At 64.4% G+C, this 18,988-nt stretch carries 20 protein-coding genes; 5 read left to right on the top strand and 15 right to left on the bottom strand.

The window, feature by feature from the left end; genetic code table 11:
• The first annotated feature begins 45 nt into the window (after positions 1-45).
• The 5 genes from ACK4R0_RS10890 (at position 46) to ACK4R0_RS10870 (ending at position 4,147) form a co-directional block, all read left to right on the top strand.
• On the top strand, positions 46-612 hold the full coding sequence (locus ACK4R0_RS10890; RefSeq protein WP_409673953.1) for a DUF3617 domain-containing protein: 567 nt from the start codon (positions 46-48) through the stop codon (positions 610-612).
• A 102-nt stretch (positions 613-714) separates the two neighbouring features.
• Positions 715-1,824, top strand: coding sequence for a serine hydrolase domain-containing protein (locus ACK4R0_RS10885; protein WP_409673952.1), 1,110 nt, complete (start codon positions 715-717; stop codon positions 1,822-1,824).
• A gap of 37 nt (positions 1,825-1,861) precedes the next feature.
• Complete coding sequence (locus tag ACK4R0_RS10880; protein WP_409673951.1) at positions 1,862-2,257, top strand: VOC family protein; 396 nt, start codon at positions 1,862-1,864, stop codon at positions 2,255-2,257.
• Between the two features lie 203 nt (positions 2,258-2,460).
• A complete protein-coding gene (locus ACK4R0_RS10875; RefSeq protein WP_409673950.1) occupies positions 2,461-3,816 on the top strand; it encodes an amidohydrolase in 1,356 nt (451 codons plus the stop codon).
• Positions 3,817-3,823: 7 nt separating this feature from the next.
• Positions 3,824-4,147 (top strand): HNH endonuclease, encoded by a 324-nt coding sequence (locus ACK4R0_RS10870; protein WP_409673949.1) that lies wholly within the window; start codon positions 3,824-3,826, stop codon positions 4,145-4,147.
• A gap of 194 nt (positions 4,148-4,341) precedes the next feature.
• Here ACK4R0_RS10870 and ACK4R0_RS10865 read toward each other — a convergent pair whose 3' ends face one another.
• The 15 genes from ACK4R0_RS10865 to bchI all read right to left on the bottom strand — a co-directional run bounded on the left by ACK4R0_RS10865 (position 4,342) and on the right by bchI (position 18,927).
• Positions 4,342-4,470, bottom strand: a complete 129-nt coding sequence (locus ACK4R0_RS10865; RefSeq protein WP_409673948.1) for a hypothetical protein — start codon at positions 4,468-4,470, stop codon at positions 4,342-4,344.
• The gene (locus ACK4R0_RS10860; RefSeq protein WP_409673947.1) at positions 4,471-5,193 is read right to left on the bottom strand and encodes a hypothetical protein; all 723 of its coding nucleotides are present in this window, start codon (positions 5,191-5,193) and stop codon (positions 4,471-4,473) included.
• A 191-nt stretch (positions 5,194-5,384) separates the two neighbouring features.
• Positions 5,385-6,485, bottom strand: a complete 1,101-nt coding sequence (pufC, locus tag ACK4R0_RS10855; protein ID WP_409673946.1) for a photosynthetic reaction center cytochrome PufC — start codon at positions 6,483-6,485, stop codon at positions 5,385-5,387.
• Between the two features lie 5 nt (positions 6,486-6,490).
• Positions 6,491-7,543, bottom strand: a complete 1,053-nt coding sequence (gene pufM, locus ACK4R0_RS10850; protein ID WP_409673945.1) for a photosynthetic reaction center subunit M — start codon at positions 7,541-7,543, stop codon at positions 6,491-6,493.
• Between the two features lie 14 nt (positions 7,544-7,557).
• A complete protein-coding gene (gene pufL, locus ACK4R0_RS10845) occupies positions 7,558-8,382 on the bottom strand; it encodes a photosynthetic reaction center subunit L (RefSeq protein ID WP_409673944.1) in 825 nt (274 codons plus the stop codon).
• A gap of 190 nt (positions 8,383-8,572) precedes the next feature.
• Positions 8,573-8,749: a light-harvesting antenna LH1, alpha subunit gene (gene pufA, locus ACK4R0_RS10840; protein WP_409673978.1), complete on the bottom strand. Its 177-nt coding sequence runs from the start codon at positions 8,747-8,749 to the stop codon at positions 8,573-8,575.
• A 22-nt stretch (positions 8,750-8,771) separates the two neighbouring features.
• Positions 8,772-8,984, bottom strand: coding sequence for a light-harvesting antenna LH1, beta subunit (gene pufB, locus ACK4R0_RS10835; RefSeq protein ID WP_017669604.1), 213 nt, complete (start codon positions 8,982-8,984; stop codon positions 8,772-8,774).
• A 129-nt stretch (positions 8,985-9,113) separates the two neighbouring features.
• Entirely contained in the window at positions 9,114-10,568 is a 1,455-nt protein-coding gene (bchZ, locus tag ACK4R0_RS10830; protein ID WP_409673943.1) for a chlorophyllide a reductase subunit Z, read from the bottom strand.
• Positions 10,565-12,097 carry a chlorophyllide a reductase subunit Y gene (bchY, locus tag ACK4R0_RS10825; protein ID WP_409673942.1) on the bottom strand — a complete coding sequence of 511 codons (1,533 nt, stop codon included), beginning with the start codon at positions 12,095-12,097 and terminating at the stop codon, positions 10,565-10,567. The genes bchZ and bchY overlap by 4 nt, the downstream gene beginning before the upstream one ends.
• A complete protein-coding gene (locus ACK4R0_RS10820) occupies positions 12,094-13,092 on the bottom strand; it encodes a chlorophyllide a reductase iron protein subunit X (protein WP_409673941.1) in 999 nt (332 codons plus the stop codon). The genes bchY and ACK4R0_RS10820 overlap by 4 nt, the downstream gene beginning before the upstream one ends.
• Positions 13,089-14,012, bottom strand: coding sequence for a chlorophyll synthesis pathway protein BchC (gene bchC, locus ACK4R0_RS10815; protein ID WP_409673940.1), 924 nt, complete (start codon positions 14,010-14,012; stop codon positions 13,089-13,091). Before bchC ends, ACK4R0_RS10820 begins: the two co-directional genes overlap by 4 nt.
• A 175-nt stretch (positions 14,013-14,187) precedes the next feature.
• On the bottom strand, positions 14,188-15,297 hold the full coding sequence (locus ACK4R0_RS10810) for a methyltransferase (RefSeq protein WP_409673939.1): 1,110 nt from the start codon (positions 15,295-15,297) through the stop codon (positions 14,188-14,190).
• A 5-nt stretch (positions 15,298-15,302) separates the two neighbouring features.
• Positions 15,303-16,202 (bottom strand): alpha/beta fold hydrolase BchO, encoded by a 900-nt coding sequence (gene bchO / locus ACK4R0_RS10805; RefSeq protein ID WP_409673938.1) that lies wholly within the window; start codon positions 16,200-16,202, stop codon positions 15,303-15,305.
• Positions 16,199-17,932, bottom strand: a complete 1,734-nt coding sequence (locus ACK4R0_RS10800) for a magnesium chelatase subunit D (RefSeq protein ID WP_409673937.1) — start codon at positions 17,930-17,932, stop codon at positions 16,199-16,201. The genes bchO and ACK4R0_RS10800 overlap by 4 nt, the downstream gene beginning before the upstream one ends.
• Positions 17,929-18,927, bottom strand: a complete 999-nt coding sequence (gene bchI / locus ACK4R0_RS10795; RefSeq protein WP_409673936.1) for a magnesium chelatase ATPase subunit I — start codon at positions 18,925-18,927, stop codon at positions 17,929-17,931. Before bchI ends, ACK4R0_RS10800 begins: the two co-directional genes overlap by 4 nt.
• Positions 18,928-18,988: the final 61 nt, after the last annotated feature.

Here is an 18,988-nt window from a genome sequence, read left to right as displayed (position 1 = left end):
GCAGGACATGCGGTCGCGCATTCAGGAACCGGCTTTGGAGATGAGATGATGAAGGTGTTGCAGACTGTATCGATCCTGGCGCTTCCCCTGATGGCGCTTGCCGCCTGCAGCGGCGGCGGCGCGGACAAGGATGGCGACGGCAAGATCAGCAAGGACGAAGTCGCTGCCGAAGCCGCAGCCATCAAGTTCAGCCCGGGCGAATGGGAAAACAAGGTCGAGATTATCGACGTCAAGTTCGACGACAGCAAGCTGCCGCCCGAAGCCAAGGGCATGAGCGGCGCGATCGTCAAGCAGATGGTCGGCCAGGTGCAGACCACCAAGAACTGCCTGACCGAGGAAGAGGCCAAGAAGCCCGGCGCCGATTTCCTCGCGGGCGCCGAGAACGACGAGTGCACCTACAAGACGTTCGACCTGTCGGGTGGCAAGATCAACGCCGACATCGCCTGCAAGGGCAAGGAAGCAGGCCAGGAAGGCAACATCAAGCTCACCGGCAACTACACCGCCACCAGCTATGACATGGAAATGGGCATGGTGATGAGCTCGGGCCAGATGGGCGCGATGACGATCAAGGCCAAGAACAGCGCCAAGCGCATCGGCGAGTGCAAGGGCTGATCGCAGTTCATCATGCTTCCTTTATCGTCACCCCCGCGCACGCGGGGGTCCCGCTTTCCTGATTGGCGTAGGCGCAAAAGCGGGATTCCCGCGTTCGCGGGAATGACGGTGTTGGTGGCGCTGATCGGCCTGTTCTGGCTAAGCCCACACGCCGCCGCACAGACCGACGACAACGTCCGCATCGAGCTGACCTTCACCTCCGACCAGCTTGGCCGGTCGAAGGTCTCGGGCCTCGCCCATCGCCCCTCGATGCGCGAGGCGACGCTCGATGATCCGGTGCGGGTCGCGTCGATCTCCAAGCTGGCGGTCGGGGTTGCGGTGATGCGGTTGGTGGACAAGGCCGCGCTCGATCTCGACCGCGATGTCTCGCTGTATCTCGGCTGGCGGCTGGTGCATCCGCAGTTCCCGACGCAGAAGATCACGCTTCGGCTGCTGCTCTCGCACCAGTCGGGGCTGACAGACGCTGCGGGCTATTTCATCCCGCTCGATGCGAAGCTCGCCGATCTGGTCGGCAAGCCCGAAGCCTGGGACGCTGCCCACGCCCCCGGCGCCTATTTCCGCTACGCCAATGTCAATTACCCGGTGATTGCCGCGGTGATGGAGGCGGCGACAGGACGCAGGTTCGACCGGATCATGACCGAAGAGGTGTTCGACCCGCTCGCCATCCCCGCGTGCTACAACTGGTCGGGATGCAAGACGGGCGCGGCGAAGAATGCGATCACGCTCTACCGCCCCGACGGCAGCGTCGCGCGTGACGACTGGGTCAAGGAGCCCGACCAGTGTCCCTATCTGGCCGCCAGCGATGGCCACTGCAATCTCGATGCGTATCTGCCCGGCCAGAACGGTTCGGCCTTTGCGCCGCAGGGGGGCTTGCGCATTTCGGCCGGTGGCCTTGCCCGGCTGGGTCAGATGCTGCTGAATGGCGGCGACGGACTGCTGAGCCCTGAATCGTTTGCAGAGCTGATCCGCGCGCAATGGCGCTTCGATGGCACCAATGGCGAGGACGATGACGGCTACTTCACCGCGTTCGGCCTTGGCATTCACCGCATCGAGCAGCCCGATGGCCGCGTGTGGATCGGCCATCCCGGCGAAGCCTATGGCCTGCGCGCCGGCCTTTGGGTTGATCGTGCGGGCGGCGAAGGCGTGGTCCGGATCAGCACAGGCCATGCCGAAGATTACCCGGTAGGTCATTGTCTTGTCGCATGCCCCTGATAGGTTGCCCCTCGCAACCTAAAACAGGAGAGTAAGCATGATCGGCTATGTCACCGTAGGCACCAACGATATCGCCAAAGCGCGGGAATTTTACGCAGCGCTGATCGGCGCGCTGGGCGGCAGCGAACTGATGCGGATGGAAGAGAACGGCTTCACGCTGTTCGGCATGCAGTGGGGCACGCCGGGCATCGCGGTAACCACGCCGTATAACGGTGAACCGGCGACCGTAGGCAATGGCATGATGGTCGCGCTGGCGATGGATACGCGGTCCAAGGTGGACATGCTCCACGCCAAGGCGCTGGAATTGGGCGGCACCTGCGAGGGCGAGCCTGGCTTGCGCGGACCCGATGGCGAGCAGGCATTTTATGCCGCTTATTTCCGTGACCTTGACGGCAACAAGCTTTGCGCGTTCAAGGTGGGTCCGGCGGACTGATTGGCCCCTTCGGTTCTGCGGCGAAAGCCCATCATTTTCACAGCGACATTTTATCGTCACCCCCGCGAACGCGGGGGTCCCGCTTCGGCGCATGCGTTGAAGAAAGCGGGATTCCCGCGTTCGCGGGAATGACGATAGATTAAGCGATTCAAAGCGCTATAGTCGATCGAGCGGCGTGAACGCTTGGGGAAAAGGGGACATCGATGAACAGGACAACGGCTTGGGGCTTGATCGGCAGCGCAATGACGCTGGCTCTGGCAGTACCTGCAACCGCACAAGACGCGTTGGGCAGCGCGGTCGCAAAGGATTACGACGCCAAGCTCGAAAAGCTGTTCCTCGATTTCCACGCCAATCCCGAGCTGTCGTTCAAGGAAACCCGCACCGCCAGGATCATGGCCGCCGAGCTGCGGGCGACCGGCGCTGTCGTCACCGAAGGCGTCGGCGTGACCGGCGTGGTCGGCATCATGAAGAACGGGGATGGACCGGTGATCATGGTGCGCGCCGATATGGACGGCCTGCCGCTCGCCGAGGACAGCGGGCTGCCCTATATGTCCAAGGTCCGCCAGATCGATATCGACGGCACCGAAAAGCCGGTGATGCACGCCTGCGGGCATGACACCCACATCACGTCGATGGTCGGCACCGCGCGGCGGCTGGCAGCGATGAAGGACCAGTGGAAGGGGACGATCGTGTTCGTCGTCCAGCCCGCCGAGGAACGCATCGGCGGCGCGGCCAAGATGATCGAGGACGGCCTCTACACGCGCTTTCCCAAGCCCGACTATGCGCTGGCCTTCCACGTTTCGGCAGGCACGCCCACCGGCAAGATCGAGATCCAGCCTGGCCTCACCTCCTCGTCATCGGACTCGGTCGATATCACCGTGTTCGGCGTCGGCACCCATGGCGCCTATCCGCATATGGGCAAGGATCCGATCCTGATCGGCGCCGAGATCGTCGTCGCGCTGCAGACGTTGATTTCGCGCGAAATCTCGCCGCTGGAAGCCGGCGTGGTCACGGTCGGATCGTTCCATTCGGGGTTCAAGCACAACATCATCTCGGACAAGGCCGAACTGCAACTCACTGTGCGCTCGAACGACAATGAGGTCCGCAAGAAGCTGCTCGATGGCATCAAGCGGATTGCAGAGAATGTCGGGCGGATGAACGGCCTGCCCGAAGACAAGCTGCCGCAGGTCAAGGTCGGGTTTGAATCGACCCCGGTAACGGTCAACGACAAGCCGCTGACCGAGCGGATCACCAAGACTTTCGCCAGGCGTTTCGGCGCTGACGCGCTGCTGACCAACGAACCTCAGACCGGCATGGGCGCGGAAGACTTCGCCTATTTCGTCGCGCCCAACACCGATGTGCCGGGGCTGTATTTCAACGTCGGCGGCACCCCGCAGGCGGATATCGATGCCGCCAAGGCAGGCGGCCCGCCGGTGCCTGCGCACCATTCGCCGTTCTTCAAGGTCGCGCCGCGCGAATTGATCACGCTCGCGACCGAGGCGATGGTGAGCGCGGTGATCGACCTGCTCGGCCCCGGCAACGGCCCGACCGCGGATTGATGACCTGATGGCAAAGCGCCGCGCCTGGGAAGATGAAGAGGACGAGGCAGCGGAAGCCCCGCCTGTCCCGTGCTGGCTGTGCGGTCGCGATCTGGGCGAGGTGGTGGAATATCACCACCCCGTCCCCAAGAGCCGCGGCGGCAAGGCGCGCGAACCGGTCCACCCGATCTGTCACCGCACCATTCACGCCCATTTCACCAACAGCGAGCTTGCCCGCACCAATGGCGACCCGCAAGCTCTGCGCGATCACCCCGAGGTCGCCAAGTTCCTGACCTGGGTGGCGGGCAAACCGGCGGACTTCAACGCGCCGACGAAGAAGAAGGACCGCTGACGGGACCGCGATACGGATGCGGTGATACAACACCGTCATCCTGAACTTGTTTCAGGACCCATGGTGCCCCGAGCACCGATGCCGCGTGAAGAGAAATGGGCCCTGAAACAAGTTCAGGGTGACGGGTAGCAACAGGGAAGCATAGGCGTTGGGGCCTTCGGCGGGCTCAGGCTGAGCGGATCTTGTCTAGGGTGTTACTCATCCTTCGGCGGCTTGCCCGCATCGCGCACCTGCCAATATTGCCAGGCGCAGAGGCCCAATACGACTGCGCCGGTGAACGCCATCTCGATGATACCGATATTGTCGCCGATCCACTGGCTCATTCAGGCCTCCTGCTGCTGGGGCGGCTGACGCCGCGCGGGCCGCGCGCCCAGCGTGAAGCGGATGATCAGGCTGACGCCGATGATGCTCGGCACCGCCCAGATCAGCGGGTTGAAGACATGCTCAGGCACCAGCCGGATCAACCCGACCGAAAGAAACGCGGTATAGGCCGAAATCCCCATGCCGAGCAGCGCGCGGAAATGTTCGGGGATATGCGCGCGGGGTGGCGGCGATGGGCGCCAGACGTAGAACTGCTGGGTCGACACCGCCGCCAGCCCGACCAGCGCGACCGCCGCCATCAGCGGCTGGCCAATGCTGAGGCCGAAATAGCCGCACCACAGCGCCGATGCGATCACCGCAGCGAACATCGCCTGATAGGCTGGCCCGCGAAGCGCTGCGCGCTGGGTGCGGTGCCGCACCACGGCAAGGCCATAGACCGCAAAGCCGATGGTCAGCGTGCCCAGATACAGCATCATCCAGCCGAACAGCCCGGCAAAAAGCACCCGGTCGGTGATCATCGGCAGCCGCTGTTCGGGGCCATAGAGCGAGAGCAGCGCCATCAGGACTGCCAGCGTTCCCGCGATGATGAACGCATAGGTGCCCACCCGCCCCCATTTGCGATGCGCCGGCCCGCCCTTGCGCGCGGCGATCGGCACCCAGAACGCAATCAGCCCGGTTGCTCCGGCGATGACGTGGAGGACAACCAGGGCTTCAAACAGGTGCATGGGTGTGGGCGATCAATCAAAAATCCTCCCCGAGCTTGTCTCGGGGAGGGGGACCGCCGACCGCAGGGCGGTGGTGGAGGGGAAGCGGGATCGCGCAGACTTTGCATGTCGTGCCATCTCGCGTCCCCTCCACCACCCGCTGCGCGGGCGGTCCCCCTCCCCCAGCAAGCTGGGGGAGGATTTGTGTCAGCTCAATTCGCCGCTGCGGCTGCGGCGGGAGCCGCCGCACCAGTAGCTGGAACTGCACCAGGAACCGCAGGTGCAGCCACAGGACCGACCGTGCGCAATGCCGGATAATCCTGCGACATGTTCGCCCCGCCCAAAGGCTTGCGCTGCATCTGGTGGCAGGTGGCGCAGTTGGTCTTGTAGGGATCACCCTGCGTGCCCAGTCGGTTGGCCGGGAAGACGCTGGCCAGAGGATGGATGTATTCCTCGTTAGTATTCTTGACCATCTGCAGCCCGTACCAGGCCAGCGCGCGTTGCGGGCTGCTCTGTTCCCAGCGCGCGAACGAGCGGCTGTTGTGGCAATAGGTGCAGTTGACGCCCAGCGACTGCGACAGGTGCATCATGATCGCATAGTTGCCTTCTGCGTCCTTGATGCTCTGGCGGTTGGCGGTGGTGGGGTGGATGGTCGTGGAGATCACCCGTGCCGGCCCCGAATTGCCACGCATGTACTTGGCATAGGCATCGAGCGGCAGCGAAGCGAAGCCCACGGCCGAGGCAGGTGTGTTCTGCCCGCGCTTGTTGCCCATCAGACGGCCGTCAGATGGCCTGGGATCGGTCCAGACATACTCTGGAACGGCATTGCCCCGGTGACAGGTATAGCAGGTGACACCGGTCTGCTTGACGTGATCCGAATAGTTCTGGTTGATGTTCTGCGTCATCTGGATCATCCGGCGCGCGACGACCTTGGTGTATTTGCTGTCATCGGCCAGATTTTCGGGGTTGTGGCAATAATTGCATCCAGCCTCCTCGGCCGGAGCATTGGCAGGCACGATCCACTGGGTGATCGCCGCCATCGTGTAGTCGAATTCCTCGCGGCTGACATGCGCCAGCACGTTGACGTTCTCGTACACTTCGCCCGCAGTTTCTCCGCCGGCCGCCGGCAAGGCATAAGGCGGCGGAGGCACTTCTCCGGGGGCAACGACATTCTGCGGATCGACGATCTGGACGATGCCGGTGCCACGATACCCGGTTTGCTGCGACTGCTTGGGACCAAGCTCGCATCCCGCCAGGGCGAGGCCGGCCAAGGCCAGCGCACCCACGGCGGTCAGTTTGGAAAGACTAGGCATGGCTGTCAGCTCCCTTGCGTCTGGCTGGGGACCACAGGCTGTACGCTCGGGTCTTCAACCATCTGGTTTGGATCGATCACCACGTCGCTCGGTGCGATGAGCGTCGTGCTGGGATCGACAACACCGGTATCGGGATAGGCTGGGGCAAAATTGTGCTCTTGGGCCCAGAGATACCAGTTATCGACAACCGTGCCGGTCAGCAGGATGCCGATACCGCCAGTAAGTGTGGTGAGCACCGCAAACCACCAGGCCCAGCGATGGATCGATTCCATGGTGGCATTGAACCCCATGGTCCAGCGCCAGAACAGTCCGGCGCGTTCGCTGGCGGTACCACGATCGTAGATCTGCTCGATCTCACGCTCGCCGCCATAACGACCCACAGCCAGAATTGTGGCTCCGTGCATCGCAAAAAGCAAGGTCGAGCCGTACAAAAAGGCGATCGAAAGCGCATGGAACGGGTTGTAGAACAGGTTGCCGTAGCGGATCGAGAAGGCTGCGGTCCAATCCAGGTGCGGGAAGATGCCGAAGGGTACCGCCTCTGCCCAGCTGCCCAGCAGTCCGGGGCGGATGAAGCCCAGCACCAAGTACAGCCAGATGGCGCTGGCGAAAGCCCAGGCGACGTGCGTGCCCATGCCCAGTGCCCGGGCGCGGCGGTAGGTGCGTGCCCACCACAACAGGATCGAGGTGGTCAGGAAGAAGCCGGTGATGATCCACCAGCCGCCTTCGGCCAGCGGCACCATCGGCGAGAAGCCCCATTCAGGTCCGGGCGGTTCGAGCGCGAGCCAGAAGAATTCCTTGAGGAAGACGTTGGGGTTCCAGTTCACCGAGGCCAGCATGTTGAGGCCGATGATCACGAATGCGAGCGTGCCGAACAGCAGCGATGCAAGGCCGAGCTTGCCCAGATAGACCGGGCCGATCTGCGCCTGGCCAAGCTTGCCCAGCCAGTAGCTGAACGTGGTGGCGTGGATGCGCGGTTCGCTGTCGTCCTTGAACGGCATCCCCATTTCGGGATGCCCGTGCAATTGGACCTGGGTGAAGATGTTTTGATAGCGTGGCATGATGAATTATCCCCTCACATCCAGATCGGCAGGTTGAGCCACCAGCTCCACCATTCCGGCCAGCCGCGGGTCCAGAACGGGCCGGATATGATGATGCACACTGCGCTCCAGAACCCGGCATTCAGCGCCAGCAGCAGGCCCACGCGGTGGATACCGAGCGTGCCGACCGAATAGCCGATCAGGTCGCGGAAGAAGGTGTCTTCATATTCGGGCGATTTGACGTCTTCACCCTTGGCCGGGTTGGTGGCCGAAAGAACCAGCGCACCGTGCATCGACAGCGCAAGCGTGGTGGTGAAGAAGAACGATACGGCCAGCATATGGGCCGGGTTGTAGTGGAAGTGCAGATACTGGTAGCCGACGTTCGACACCCAATCGAGGTGGCTGAAGATGCCGTAAGGGAAGCCATGTCCCCAGGCGCCCAGCAGCATCGGGCGGAACACCACCAAGGTGACATAAGCGAAGATCGCGACCGCAAAGGCGAACGGGACATGATAGCCCATGCCCAATTTGCGGCAGATTTCGACCTCGCGCAGCGCCCAGCTGACAAAGGCCCCGATCGCGCAGACCGTGATGATCTGCCACAGACCGCCTGCCATCATCGGCGCCAGCCCAAGACCATAGCTCAGGTCAGGCGGCGCGATGCTGATCAGCCAGGGGTTCCATGTTCCCCCCTGCGATGCGCCGTAGAATATCAGCGCGGTACCGAGTGCGGAAAAGAACAGCGTCGTGATCCCGAAGAAGCCGACATAAAATGGCCCGACCCAGAAATCGAACAGATCCCCGCCGACCAATGTTCCGCCTCTGACACGATATTTTCTCTCGAAGCTCAAGAGCGCCATTGCCAGACTCCTTCGTTAGCCGCTGCAGCAAGGGTGCAGCGAACCGGATAGCTTTCCCTCATTTACGAGGACTCAATTTTAACTCACCGCACCGCGGCGATCACCAGTGAAGGGGGCAGACCAGAAGGACCAGCCATGCTGGTCTGCCCTTATCGCCTGGTCAGGCGACACACTGGCTCTTACCCCGAGATCAGGGTGTGATCGCCGATGCCGCAGCCACTGCTGCAGGAGCAGCGGTCGGGTTGGGGGCTTCCAGCCAGTTGTAGCGATTGGTGCTCAACAGGATGAAATGGATCAGGAGTGCGAGGGTGAACAAGAAGACTGCAAGTGCAGTCAGAACCTTGTTGCCATCGAATGTTTGCCACATTCTATGCATGGTACGTTCCTTTTTAGCTGAGCTGGACGTCGGTCACGGGGTCGAGACTCGAAGTCGCTTCGTAGCCGGGCGTGCCCGGGAACCACGGGCGCCATTGCCAGACCAGAACGTGAGCGATGATCGCGATGATCGTAAAGAAGGCAAAGCTTGCAACGAAGAGTTTGTGAAACTCCTTTGCTTCGCTTTCCGTCAGGTAGGTCGCAGGACCCATCCCTTCATCTGCCATGAGATATTCTCCTTAGCTTCCAAATTTGGAAGAACGCCAAATGAGCGCCTTCCAGGCGATTATCCGTTCGGGAGAACCCCGTGCGGATGATGGAGGCCCCGTCCCAAGGCCGATGACTGGACCAGCCGCTCACGCGAGCTGACCCATATTCTGTGCGACGGCTTCCTCCACCAGCCGCACCTCGGTTACTGAATTCTCGTTTGCGCGCCTTGCCGCCCTTTCGGCAGCGTCGCGAAGGTTCTTGGCGGCGGAAATCCGCACCAGAACCGGCTGCGCGTCGACCAGCTGGTCAAGCCGCGCCTTGGCTTCCGGAGTCCAATCGAGTTCCCGCTCGATTCTGGCCGGAGTGGCCGCAACTGCGTCCATCTGGGTCGACAGCGGCAGGATGTGGAACAGCGCATCGAACAGCGCATTGCACACTTCCTGAACCAGCCAGGTCGCCCCGGAATAGCCCATCACCGGCGTTCCCGTGTGGCGGCGGATCACCGCGCCGGGGAAGCTGGCCGGAATATACATGCCGCGCGCGCCGCACTCGGCCATGTACATCCGCTCGTTATAGCTGCCGAACATCACCAGCGGCGGGTTGGTGCGGATCGCCTCGCGCACCGCCTCGTTGTCGGGCTTGACGCCTGCGGTGCGGCTGAAGGCGAAGTTGCACGGCAGCCCCATGTCGTGCTCGAGGAAATTGCGGATGCCGCGCGCATAGGTTTCGTTGGCGTGGATGCCGAAGCTTGCGGTGCCGAAGAAATCCTGGGTGACCGAGCGCCACAGGTCCCACAGCGGCTTGATCGTGGTGTGCTTTTCGCGGTCGATGAACGGCTCGGGGTTGAGGCCGGTGAGCTCGCCCAGCTTGCGCAGGAACAGCGTCGTCGATTCAAGCCCGATCGGCGCCTGCAGGTAGGGACGTTCAAGGGTTTCGCACAGGTTGCGGCCGAACTCGCGGTACATGCAGATGTTGACCTCTGCGTCGGCCAGCTTCTTGACGTCGGCCAGATGGCTGCCCAGCGGGAAGACCATGTTGAGCTCGCAGCCGATGCCTTCGACCAGACGCTGGATCTCGGCCAGGTCGCTGGGCATGTTGAACGTGCCATAGATCGGGCCGAGGATATTGACCTTGGGCTTTACGCCTTCCTTGCGCGGAGCAAGCGGCTTGACCTTCTTGGGGCCGAACTCGGTCCACAGCCAGGTCAGCGCGCGATCGGCGGCCTGCCACTGATCTTCATCGATGGTGCGCGGCAGGAACCGGCGGATGTTGGTGCCATTGGGGGTCACCCCGCCGCCGATCATCTCGGAAATCGATCCGGTGACCACCACGGCGGGAAGATCAGGGTCCAACGTCTGCCAGGCACGGCGCATCGCAGCTTCGGTGCCGGTCTTGCCGAGCTCTTCCTCGCCAAGGCCGGTTACGACGATGGGGAGTTCGTGCGGCGGCAGCGCATCGGTATAATGCAGCACCGAGGTCACCGGCAGGTTTTCGCAACCGACAGGGCCGTCAATGATGACCTGCAGGCCCTTGATCGCGGTGAACGCGTAAACCGCGCCCCAATAACCGCCGGCCCGATCGTGATCGATAATCAGGGTCATGTGCCCACCGCCTCTTCGGACTTGTTGAGCCCCTTGATGCGTGCGGCGTACTTCTTCTTGAACTCGGGCCGATCGACCGGGGTATCGCGCCAGATGCCGGCGGTCTCGTTGGTACCGACACCATCGAAGAAACTTTGCATCCGGTTGAACCGGTCCTGATTGGCGAGTGCGGCGTTGATCACCAATGCCAGCGAACCTGCGCCTGCCGGACCCATCAGCGGACGCGCCGAGATCAGGTTGGTGAAATACAAAGCCGGGATCGCCTCGCTCTTTGCGTGCTGGACCACAGGCGTGGTGCCGATCGCCAGATTCGGGCGGAACTCTTCGACTGCGGCGATGTCCTGTTCGAGGCTGGCGCGATACTGGATGCGAACGCCGCGTTCCTCCAGCCAGGCACGATCAGGGTCCGACCACTTGGTCTTGGGGCAGGCAGTACCGACGTAAGGCACGTCCGCGCCGCTTTCGATCAGCAGCCGAGCGACCAGCAATTCGGAGCCTTCGTAGCCCGAGACGGTGATCCGGCCCTTGATCGGATTGGCAGCAAGCGCTGCGCGGATCGCGGGCAGGAACTTGTCCTTGGCGGCATCGATGACGGACTGGGCAACGCCGCAGGTCGCACCAATCGCATCGAGCCAGGCCGCGGTGCCATCGACGCCGACGGGGGCAGAGCCGACAACCGGACGACCGGCGCCTTCGAACTCGCGCACGCTTGCGGTGTAGAACGGATGGATCGCGGCGACCGCAGCGCAATCGAGCGCGCTGTAGAGCTCGCGCCATTCGCGGGTGGGGACGACGGGTCCTGCAGCCAGGCCCAAGGGCTCGAGCAGCTGACCGATGCCTACGGGATCGGCAGGGAACATTTCGCCCAGCAAAGTGACCGTCGGGCGATCGGGGCGATGGCTGGGCGCGGCGACCGGACCCTGCGAGGCTTCCTTGCGGGCATAAGCCAGCATCGCGCCAGCGAGCACGTCCTTGGCTTCGGCATGCGTGGGCACGCCAAAGCCGGGAACATCGATACCAATGATGCGCACACCGTTGATCTGCTTGGGCAGACTTTGGATCGGCACACCCGATGCGGTCGGTACGCACAGGTTGGTGACGACGACGGTATCGTACAGCGCCGGATCGGCCATCAGATGCACCGCGTCGCGGATGTCTTCATACAATTTGCCGGTCACCAGCGTTTCCGAGCTGAACGGCACGTAACCGACCGAACGGCGCGCGCCGTAGAAATGCGAGGTGAAGGTCAGGCCATAAACGCAGCAGGCCGATCCCGACAGGATCGTCGCGGTGCGGCGCATGCGCAGGCCGACCCGGAGCGACCCGAACGCGGGGCACATGCTTTGCGGCTGATCGTGCGGGCCCTTGGGGTAATCGGCGGCATAACGCGCCAGAATCTCGCCCTTGCCAGCCTCTTCGGCCGCTGCGCGCATGGTGTCCTTTGACGAGCACCCCCCTTCGACAGGCGCGGCCACAAGGTCGATCCGGTCGGGTGTGCGTGAGGCGGAAGAGGCGGGGCTATCGGTCATACGCTGTCGTAAACCACTTCGAGCGAGGGCTTTTGTTCGTAGGTGCCGCCGCGCATGTCGGCCTGGCTGGCGGGGACGAGTTCGACGTTGCCGCCGGTGTCCTCGGGCTTGAACAGCGCGAGCAGGCCATCCTGGGTGAGCGGACGCGGCGGCGCGGGCTGCGCTTCGGCGACGTTGATCGCGAGTTCCTCGAACAGCGACGCCCATTCGGTGTCGGGGCGACCGATGATCTGGTAGTTGGCCGACTTGCGGCGGATGTCGTCATTGGCTGGGATCGAGGCGAGCACCGGGATGCCGACCTCTTCGGCGAACGCCTGCGCTTCGCCGGTGCCGTCATCCTTGTTGATCAGGATGCCCGCGACGCCGACATTGCCGCCCATCTTGCCGAAATAGTCGACCGCCTTGCAGACGTTATTGGCGACATAGAGCGATTGCAGGTCGTTGGAGGCGACGACGATGACCTTCTGGCACATGTCGCGGGCGATCGGCAGGCCGAAGCCGCCGCAGACCACGTCGCCGAGGAAATCGAGCAGCACGAAATCGAAGCCCCAGTCATGGAAGCCCAGCTTTTCGAGCAGTTCGAAGCCGTGGATGATGCCGCGTCCGCCGCAGCCGCGTCCCACTTCGGGGCCGCCAAGCTCCATCGCGAACACGCCGTCGCGCTGGAAGCAGACATCCTCGATGCGGACCTCTTCACCGGCGAGCTTCTTGGCGCTGCTGGTTTCGATGATCGTCGGGCACGCCTTGCCGCCGAACAGCAGGCTGGTGGTATCGGACTTGGGATCGCAACCGATGAGCAGCACGCGCTTGCCCTGCTGCGCCATCATGTAGCTGAGGTTGGACAGCGCAAAGCTCTTGCCCGAACCGCCCTTGCCATAGATCGCGATGATCTGCGTTTCCTTGGTCACCGGGCCGGTGTGCACCGGATCGGGTTCGTGCGACGCTTCCTCACGAAGAGCGTCCATATCGGGACCTGAGTTTTCCAACATCGTCATGCGCAAGCGCTCCAATCGAGTATCATCTTGAGGCAGGCCGGGTCTGTAAATGCGGTCGGATAGGCGCTGGTCGCATCGGCGACCGGCTGAACATGGCTGACCAGCCCGGTGAGGCTGAGTGCCCCTGAAGAGACCATCGCGCGGATCGCGACCAGGTCGTCCGGCCCCCACTCAGCGGCGACGCGAATGCGCGCCTCGCGCATGAATGCAGGCGGAAAGGTGAAGCTCAAGGGCTGCTGGTAAAATCCGGCAAGGGTGACCTCGCCGCCCTTGCCGAGCCGGCCGATCAGCGTGTCGAGCAGCGAACTGTCGCCGCTGACATCGCAGATGCTGCGATAATCGCGGCGCTCGTCCGCATCGGGATGGACAATGTCATAGCCATCCGCGCCGGCGCTGCGGGCCGGGTTGATTTCCCAGACGGTCGGCGCAGGCGCGCCGCTGGCGATGGTGAGCCGGGCGAGCAGACGCCCCAGAATGCCGTGACCGACGATCAGATCGGGAGCGCCGCCCGCCATCGCATGCAATGCGGTGGCCGCCAGCGCGAACAGGACGCCGTCCGATCCCCAGCTTTCGTCGATGGGCAACGCGCGCGCCGAGGGCACCACGAGTCGCCGCGCCGATCCGCCGAACAGGCCGCGCGCATCGGCAAAGCAGTTGGCACCTGGAACGAAGACCCATTCGCCGATCCGGCCCTTGCACTCGGACCCTGAGTCGACGATCCGCCCCACCGACTCATAGCCCGGCACCAGCGGATACCCCATTCCGGGGAAGTTCGGCATCTTGCCGGTAAACAACAGTTTTTCGGTGCCGGTGCTGATCCCGCTCCACACGATCTCGACGATGACATCGCCGGATTCAGGGGCATTCAGCGCCAGCGAACGCAAGGCAAGGCGGTGTGGCGCTTCGAAAATGACGGCCATTGCCTGCACGGTGCGCTCCCCTTGTTTCGAGCCTTGCAGGGTCGCTTACGAGACCCCTGAACAAGGTGTCATCTTAACTTAACTCCCCATAGTGTCAATGTAGGTTTACACATTCAGGTGCATTTGTTTTTGGACACTCTGACACATGGCGATGGCATGAGGGGCCTGGGGGCGTTCAGGCGGTAGCGGCAATCACGCGGGTCACGATCGGCAGCCCGGTGGGTCGTTCCCGCCAGGAGGCAAAGCCTGCGCGGGTCAGCATGGCGCCGATTTCCTGCGGCGTGCGGGCGCGGCCCGAGCCCATGGCCAGCAGATAAAAGCCGAAATAGGCATCGGCCATCGCTTCTGCGCCGCTGGTCCCAGCCATTGGTTCGGCGATCAGCAACGTATCTCCGGGGTTAAGCGCCGTGCGGACCTTGACCAGCAGTTCCTGCGCCAGCGCATCGTCATGATCGTGCAGGATTCGAATCAGCGTGATCAAGTCATAGCCGGTGGGAATCGCATCGCCCCGAAAATCGCCGGGGTGCGCGTTAACCTTCACGCCCTGCTCGCCCAGCTGACGCACGCCGATCGCGGTGACGGCGGGCAGATCGAACAGCCCGAAATCGAGCCTCGGGGCAACCTTGGCCACCGCCGCGATAAACGCCCCTGCCCCGCCGCCGACATCGAGCATGCGTTTGTAGCGATCGAACTTCCAGGCGTGCACCACCTGATCGGCGACCATCGGCTGCGATGCGGCCATCAGCTGCGAATAAGGGGAAACCGCCGCCTGGTCCTCGCCCTCGCTGCCATCGCCCAGCGCATAGGGCCAGTATCCCGCCAGCGCGCCCGGCTCGGTGCGCTCGCCGCGCAGCAGTGACAGCGGATCGGCAAGATCGGCATACAGCAGGTGATGGTGACGAATCATCGCGATCGCACCGGGGTTGCCGACCAAGGCCACCCCCTGTTCACCCAGCATCCAAAGGTCATCATCGACGCGCTCGATCAGCCCGAGTGCCGCCGCAGCGCGCAGCAGCCTGCGCGTCGCGTCGGCCCCGAGTCGCGCCAGCGCGCCCAACTCTGCCGAGCGTGCCGCGCCCTGTTCCAGCCGCGCTATGATGCCGCTTTCCACGCAGGCGAACAGCGTCTGCGAATAAGTGAACCCGGCGATGATATCGAACAACCGCCGCGCGCGGACCCGCGAGACCGGGCGGGTCAGCGGAAAACGCGAGGCCCAGGACTGGAACGCCGGGCTGGAGATGATGCCGTTGCGCCAGCCGACCCAGCGCTGCTTCCATCCAGCCATCGCGATCAGGCCGCCACGGCGGACGTCTGCGCCGCGAACTCGAGGATCAGCGCAGCGATCTGTTCGGGCGCCTCCTCGTGCGCCAGATGCCCGAGGTCTGCCAGGTTCATCGAGACCGCATGCGGCATCAGCCTGGCCGCTCGCTCGACCGAATCAAGCGGGATCGCGCTGTCGAGCGCGCCATGCACCAACAAGGATCGCGCCGCGACGCTGGGCAACTCTGCGGCCAGCGTTTCAAGGTCCCAGTTGGCCATCATGCCGATGGCGCCCGCGCAATGGTCCGATGTGCGGAACAACCGGTGATACAGTTCCACCCCGCGCGCATCGATCCGCGATCCGGTCGCCTTTTTGAGGAAACTGCCAACTTCACTTCGGCTGCTGGCGATCTGCGCGAAGATCATCGCGGTGAACGGGTTGACGAACAATGCGCGCGCCATCGCGGGGAACAGGCGCGCGGCGAGCCCCGGAAACGGCAGTAGCGCGGGGTTGAGGCCGATGATCGGCGCGTCGATCGCCAGATCGATCGCAAGGCGCACACCGATCGCCGCGCCCGCCGAATGACCGACAATGATCTCCGGCGCCCCCAGCCCGAGCTTGCCGAGCAACTCGGCCAGCGCCTTGGCCATCCCCGGCAGGCTTTGACCGCCCGAAATGCGCCCCCGCGTGAAACCGTGGCCGGGCATGTCGGGGGCGATCACGGTGTAATGCTGTGCCAGCAGCGGCAGCAGATCGCGCCAGCTGTGGGTCGCAGCACCGGTGCCGTGGATCAGCAGCAGCACCGGAGCATTGCGACCCTCGGGCCCTGAAACCTGGACATGCCATTCGAGCATTCCGGTGCGCACGAAGCGGCTGTGTTCACGGTTGGGCCAATCGTGGCCTTCGACCTCCCAGCGGACAGAACTCATGGCGCTTTCCCGAATTGCAGCGCGGACACCGCGCGCTCGACCCCCCGCGCATCGGCGCGCGGCAAAGCCAGATAGCGCGCGCGCATCGCCGCTGCAATCGCCGCCGCCTCGGGCTGGGGCCGGGCGGAGATATCGATCACCACGCCTTGCGTCCCCGATTGCGCAAAACGCCGCGCCGCCGCGAGTGCATCCTCGCCCGCCTGCGCGCGCCCGGGCTGGCCGTTCTTGTCGATATTGCCCTTGCCGTCGGTGAGCACCGCAACGAACGGCGTGCGCCCGCGCGCGGCCTGGGTCTCGGCGAGCTCGGCGGCTGCCGACAGCCCCAGCGCCAGCGGCGTGCCGCCCCCGCCGGGCAGTTCGCCGAGCACCTTCTTGGCGCGGGTCAGCGACCGGGTGGGGGGCAACAGCAGATCGGCGCTCGTGCCGCGAAACGCGATCAGCGCGACCTGCGCGCGTTTGACATAGCTTTGCGCCAGCATCAGCTCGACCGCGCCCTTGGCCTCGGCCAGACGTGCCAGCGCCGACGAGCCCGACGCATCGACCGCGAAAATCGTCAGCGCTTCGGCGCGCTCCTCGAAGCGCCGGATGCGCAGATCGCCCTTGCGGATACGCAGGCGCTTGGGGGCGTCCATGCCCTCCTGCTGGCGGCGGATCTCCTGCCAGGGCACTGCGGCGCGCAAGGTATCGATCAACGCCAAACGCGCGCCGCCGCGTGGAAGCCCGGGCCGTGCGCCCAATGGCCGCCCGCGCATCTGCGAGGCACGCTTGCGCCCTGCCCCGCCGCCGCCGGTCGCGCGCCGCGCGGAGCGCCCCTCGCCGATCCGCGCGAGCACGTCCTTGGGGATCGAGGCAAGCACGGCGGCGAGGATCAGGTCATCGAGCTGGTTGGGATCGTGCTGTTCGTCTTCGCCATCGTTGTCACCGGGCGGGGGCTCCTCCTCGCCCTCGGGGGGCGGCGGCGGGGGCGGCTCTTCGGCCTGTTGCGGAATGCGGGTGGCGCGCGGGCCGAGCACCGTTCGCGCGACGAACTGGATGTCGTCGTCGGTGATGGAGTCGCGCGCGTCGATCTGTGCTGAGAAGGAGAGAGCGGACTGCGCGAACAGCATGGCGCGCGCGGAGTCGATTCCCAGTGCTAGGGTGATGTTTGCGAGGGTCTGGCGGTCCGCTTGAACGATCTCTACCCCCCCTCCCGTGTTCCCGAGCGAAGTCGAGGGACCTTGCGCAACCGTTGGCGCGCGCGTCCCTCGACTTCGCTCGGGAATGCGGGGAAGGGCAGCTTCGGAGTCGGAGGGTGCGGAAGCCGAAAAATCGCACCAGAACGCCACCCGCTCGGTCAGCGAAACCGGCGGCACCTCCTCCTCGCCGCCATCATCGACCAGCACCAGAGCGAAGCCCGCGCCCGCATCCATCGCCTGGGCGATGCGCCCCGCGACCACGCCGCTCATCCGCTCGGCCATCGGCACCAGCAACAGCCCGCCTGCGACCTCCTGCAGCAATCCCGCCTGCTCGATCCGGCGACCGGCGGACAGGCTCGAGGCAACGTCTATGCCGCCACACAGCCTTTCCTCGTCGATATGCACCGGCAGGCGGCGCACCGGGCGATCGGCAAATTCTTCGGTCAGGAAAGCCAGCACCGCATCGCGTTCTGCGGACGGTCCGCGCAACGACATCCCGCCCAGCCGGGCAGGCGCGGCGGCCAGCAGCTCTGCCGCCAGCAGCGCATCGCTCATCCGAAAAGCTCGGTCAGCGCGCGGTCGATCCGCACCGTCGATCCGGTCTCGTCGAGCACGTCGCGGCGCAGACGGTGGCGCAGCGCCATGGGGGCTACCGCGCGCAGATGCTTGCGCTCGGCGGATTTGGCGCCTTCCAATGCGGCGTAGGCCCGCGCCGCGCGCATCAGCGTGAGTTCGCCGCGAAGGCCGTCCGCGCCGACCGCCATGCACAAGGTGGCGGCATCGGTCAGCGTCGTCTCGGGCATCGCGACGCCGGGCAGCGCCTTCTTGCCCTTGGCGAGCCGCCTGACGATCTTGGCATCCGCCTCGGCCCAATCGGCGGCAAACTTCGCAGGTTCGCGCTCCAAGGCGTCGCAGCGGCGCATGATCTCGATCCGTTGTTCGATGTCCTGCGGGGTCTTGACCTCGACCGACAGCCCGAAACGGTCGAGCAATTGCGGGCGCAATTCGCCCTCCTCGGGATTGCCGCTGCCGATCAGCACAAACCGCGCAGGGTGCCGCACCGAAAGCCCCTCGCGCTCGACCAGGTTTTCGCCCGAGGCGGCGACATCGAGCAGCAGGTCGACCAAGTGATCCTCGAGCAGGTTGATCTCGTCGATATACAGATAGCCGCGGTGCGCCTTGGCGAGCAGCCCGGGCTCAAACGCCTTTTCGCCGCGCCCCAGCGCGCGTTCCAGATCGAGCGCGCCGAGCACCCGGTCCTCGGTCGCGCCCAAGGGCAGATCGACGAACGGTACCGGAACCTTGGCGGTCTTGCGCGACTGGCACTGGTCGGGGCAGCGGTCGGCCTCATCGGGCGCGCAATTGTAGCGACACCCGGCGACAGCCAGCATCGGCGGCAGCAGCGCCGACAGCGCGCGCGCGGCGGTGGACTTGCCGGTGCCGCGATCGCCAAACACCATCACCCCGCCAATCCGCGGATCGACCGCGGAGATCAGCAGGGCTCGTTTCATTTCGTCCTGGCCGACGATGGCCGAAAAGGGAAAGGGCATGGCAATGGTCTAACAGATTGGTTTGCCGCGACAAGCAGGAGTGTCAGGCAAAGTTGACGGT

The sequence above is a fragment of the Blastomonas sp. genome, from assembly GCF_046294995.1.
Taxonomy (GTDB): domain Bacteria; phylum Pseudomonadota; class Alphaproteobacteria; order Sphingomonadales; family Sphingomonadaceae; genus Blastomonas.
This window is presented reverse-complemented; position numbering and strand designations above follow the sequence as displayed.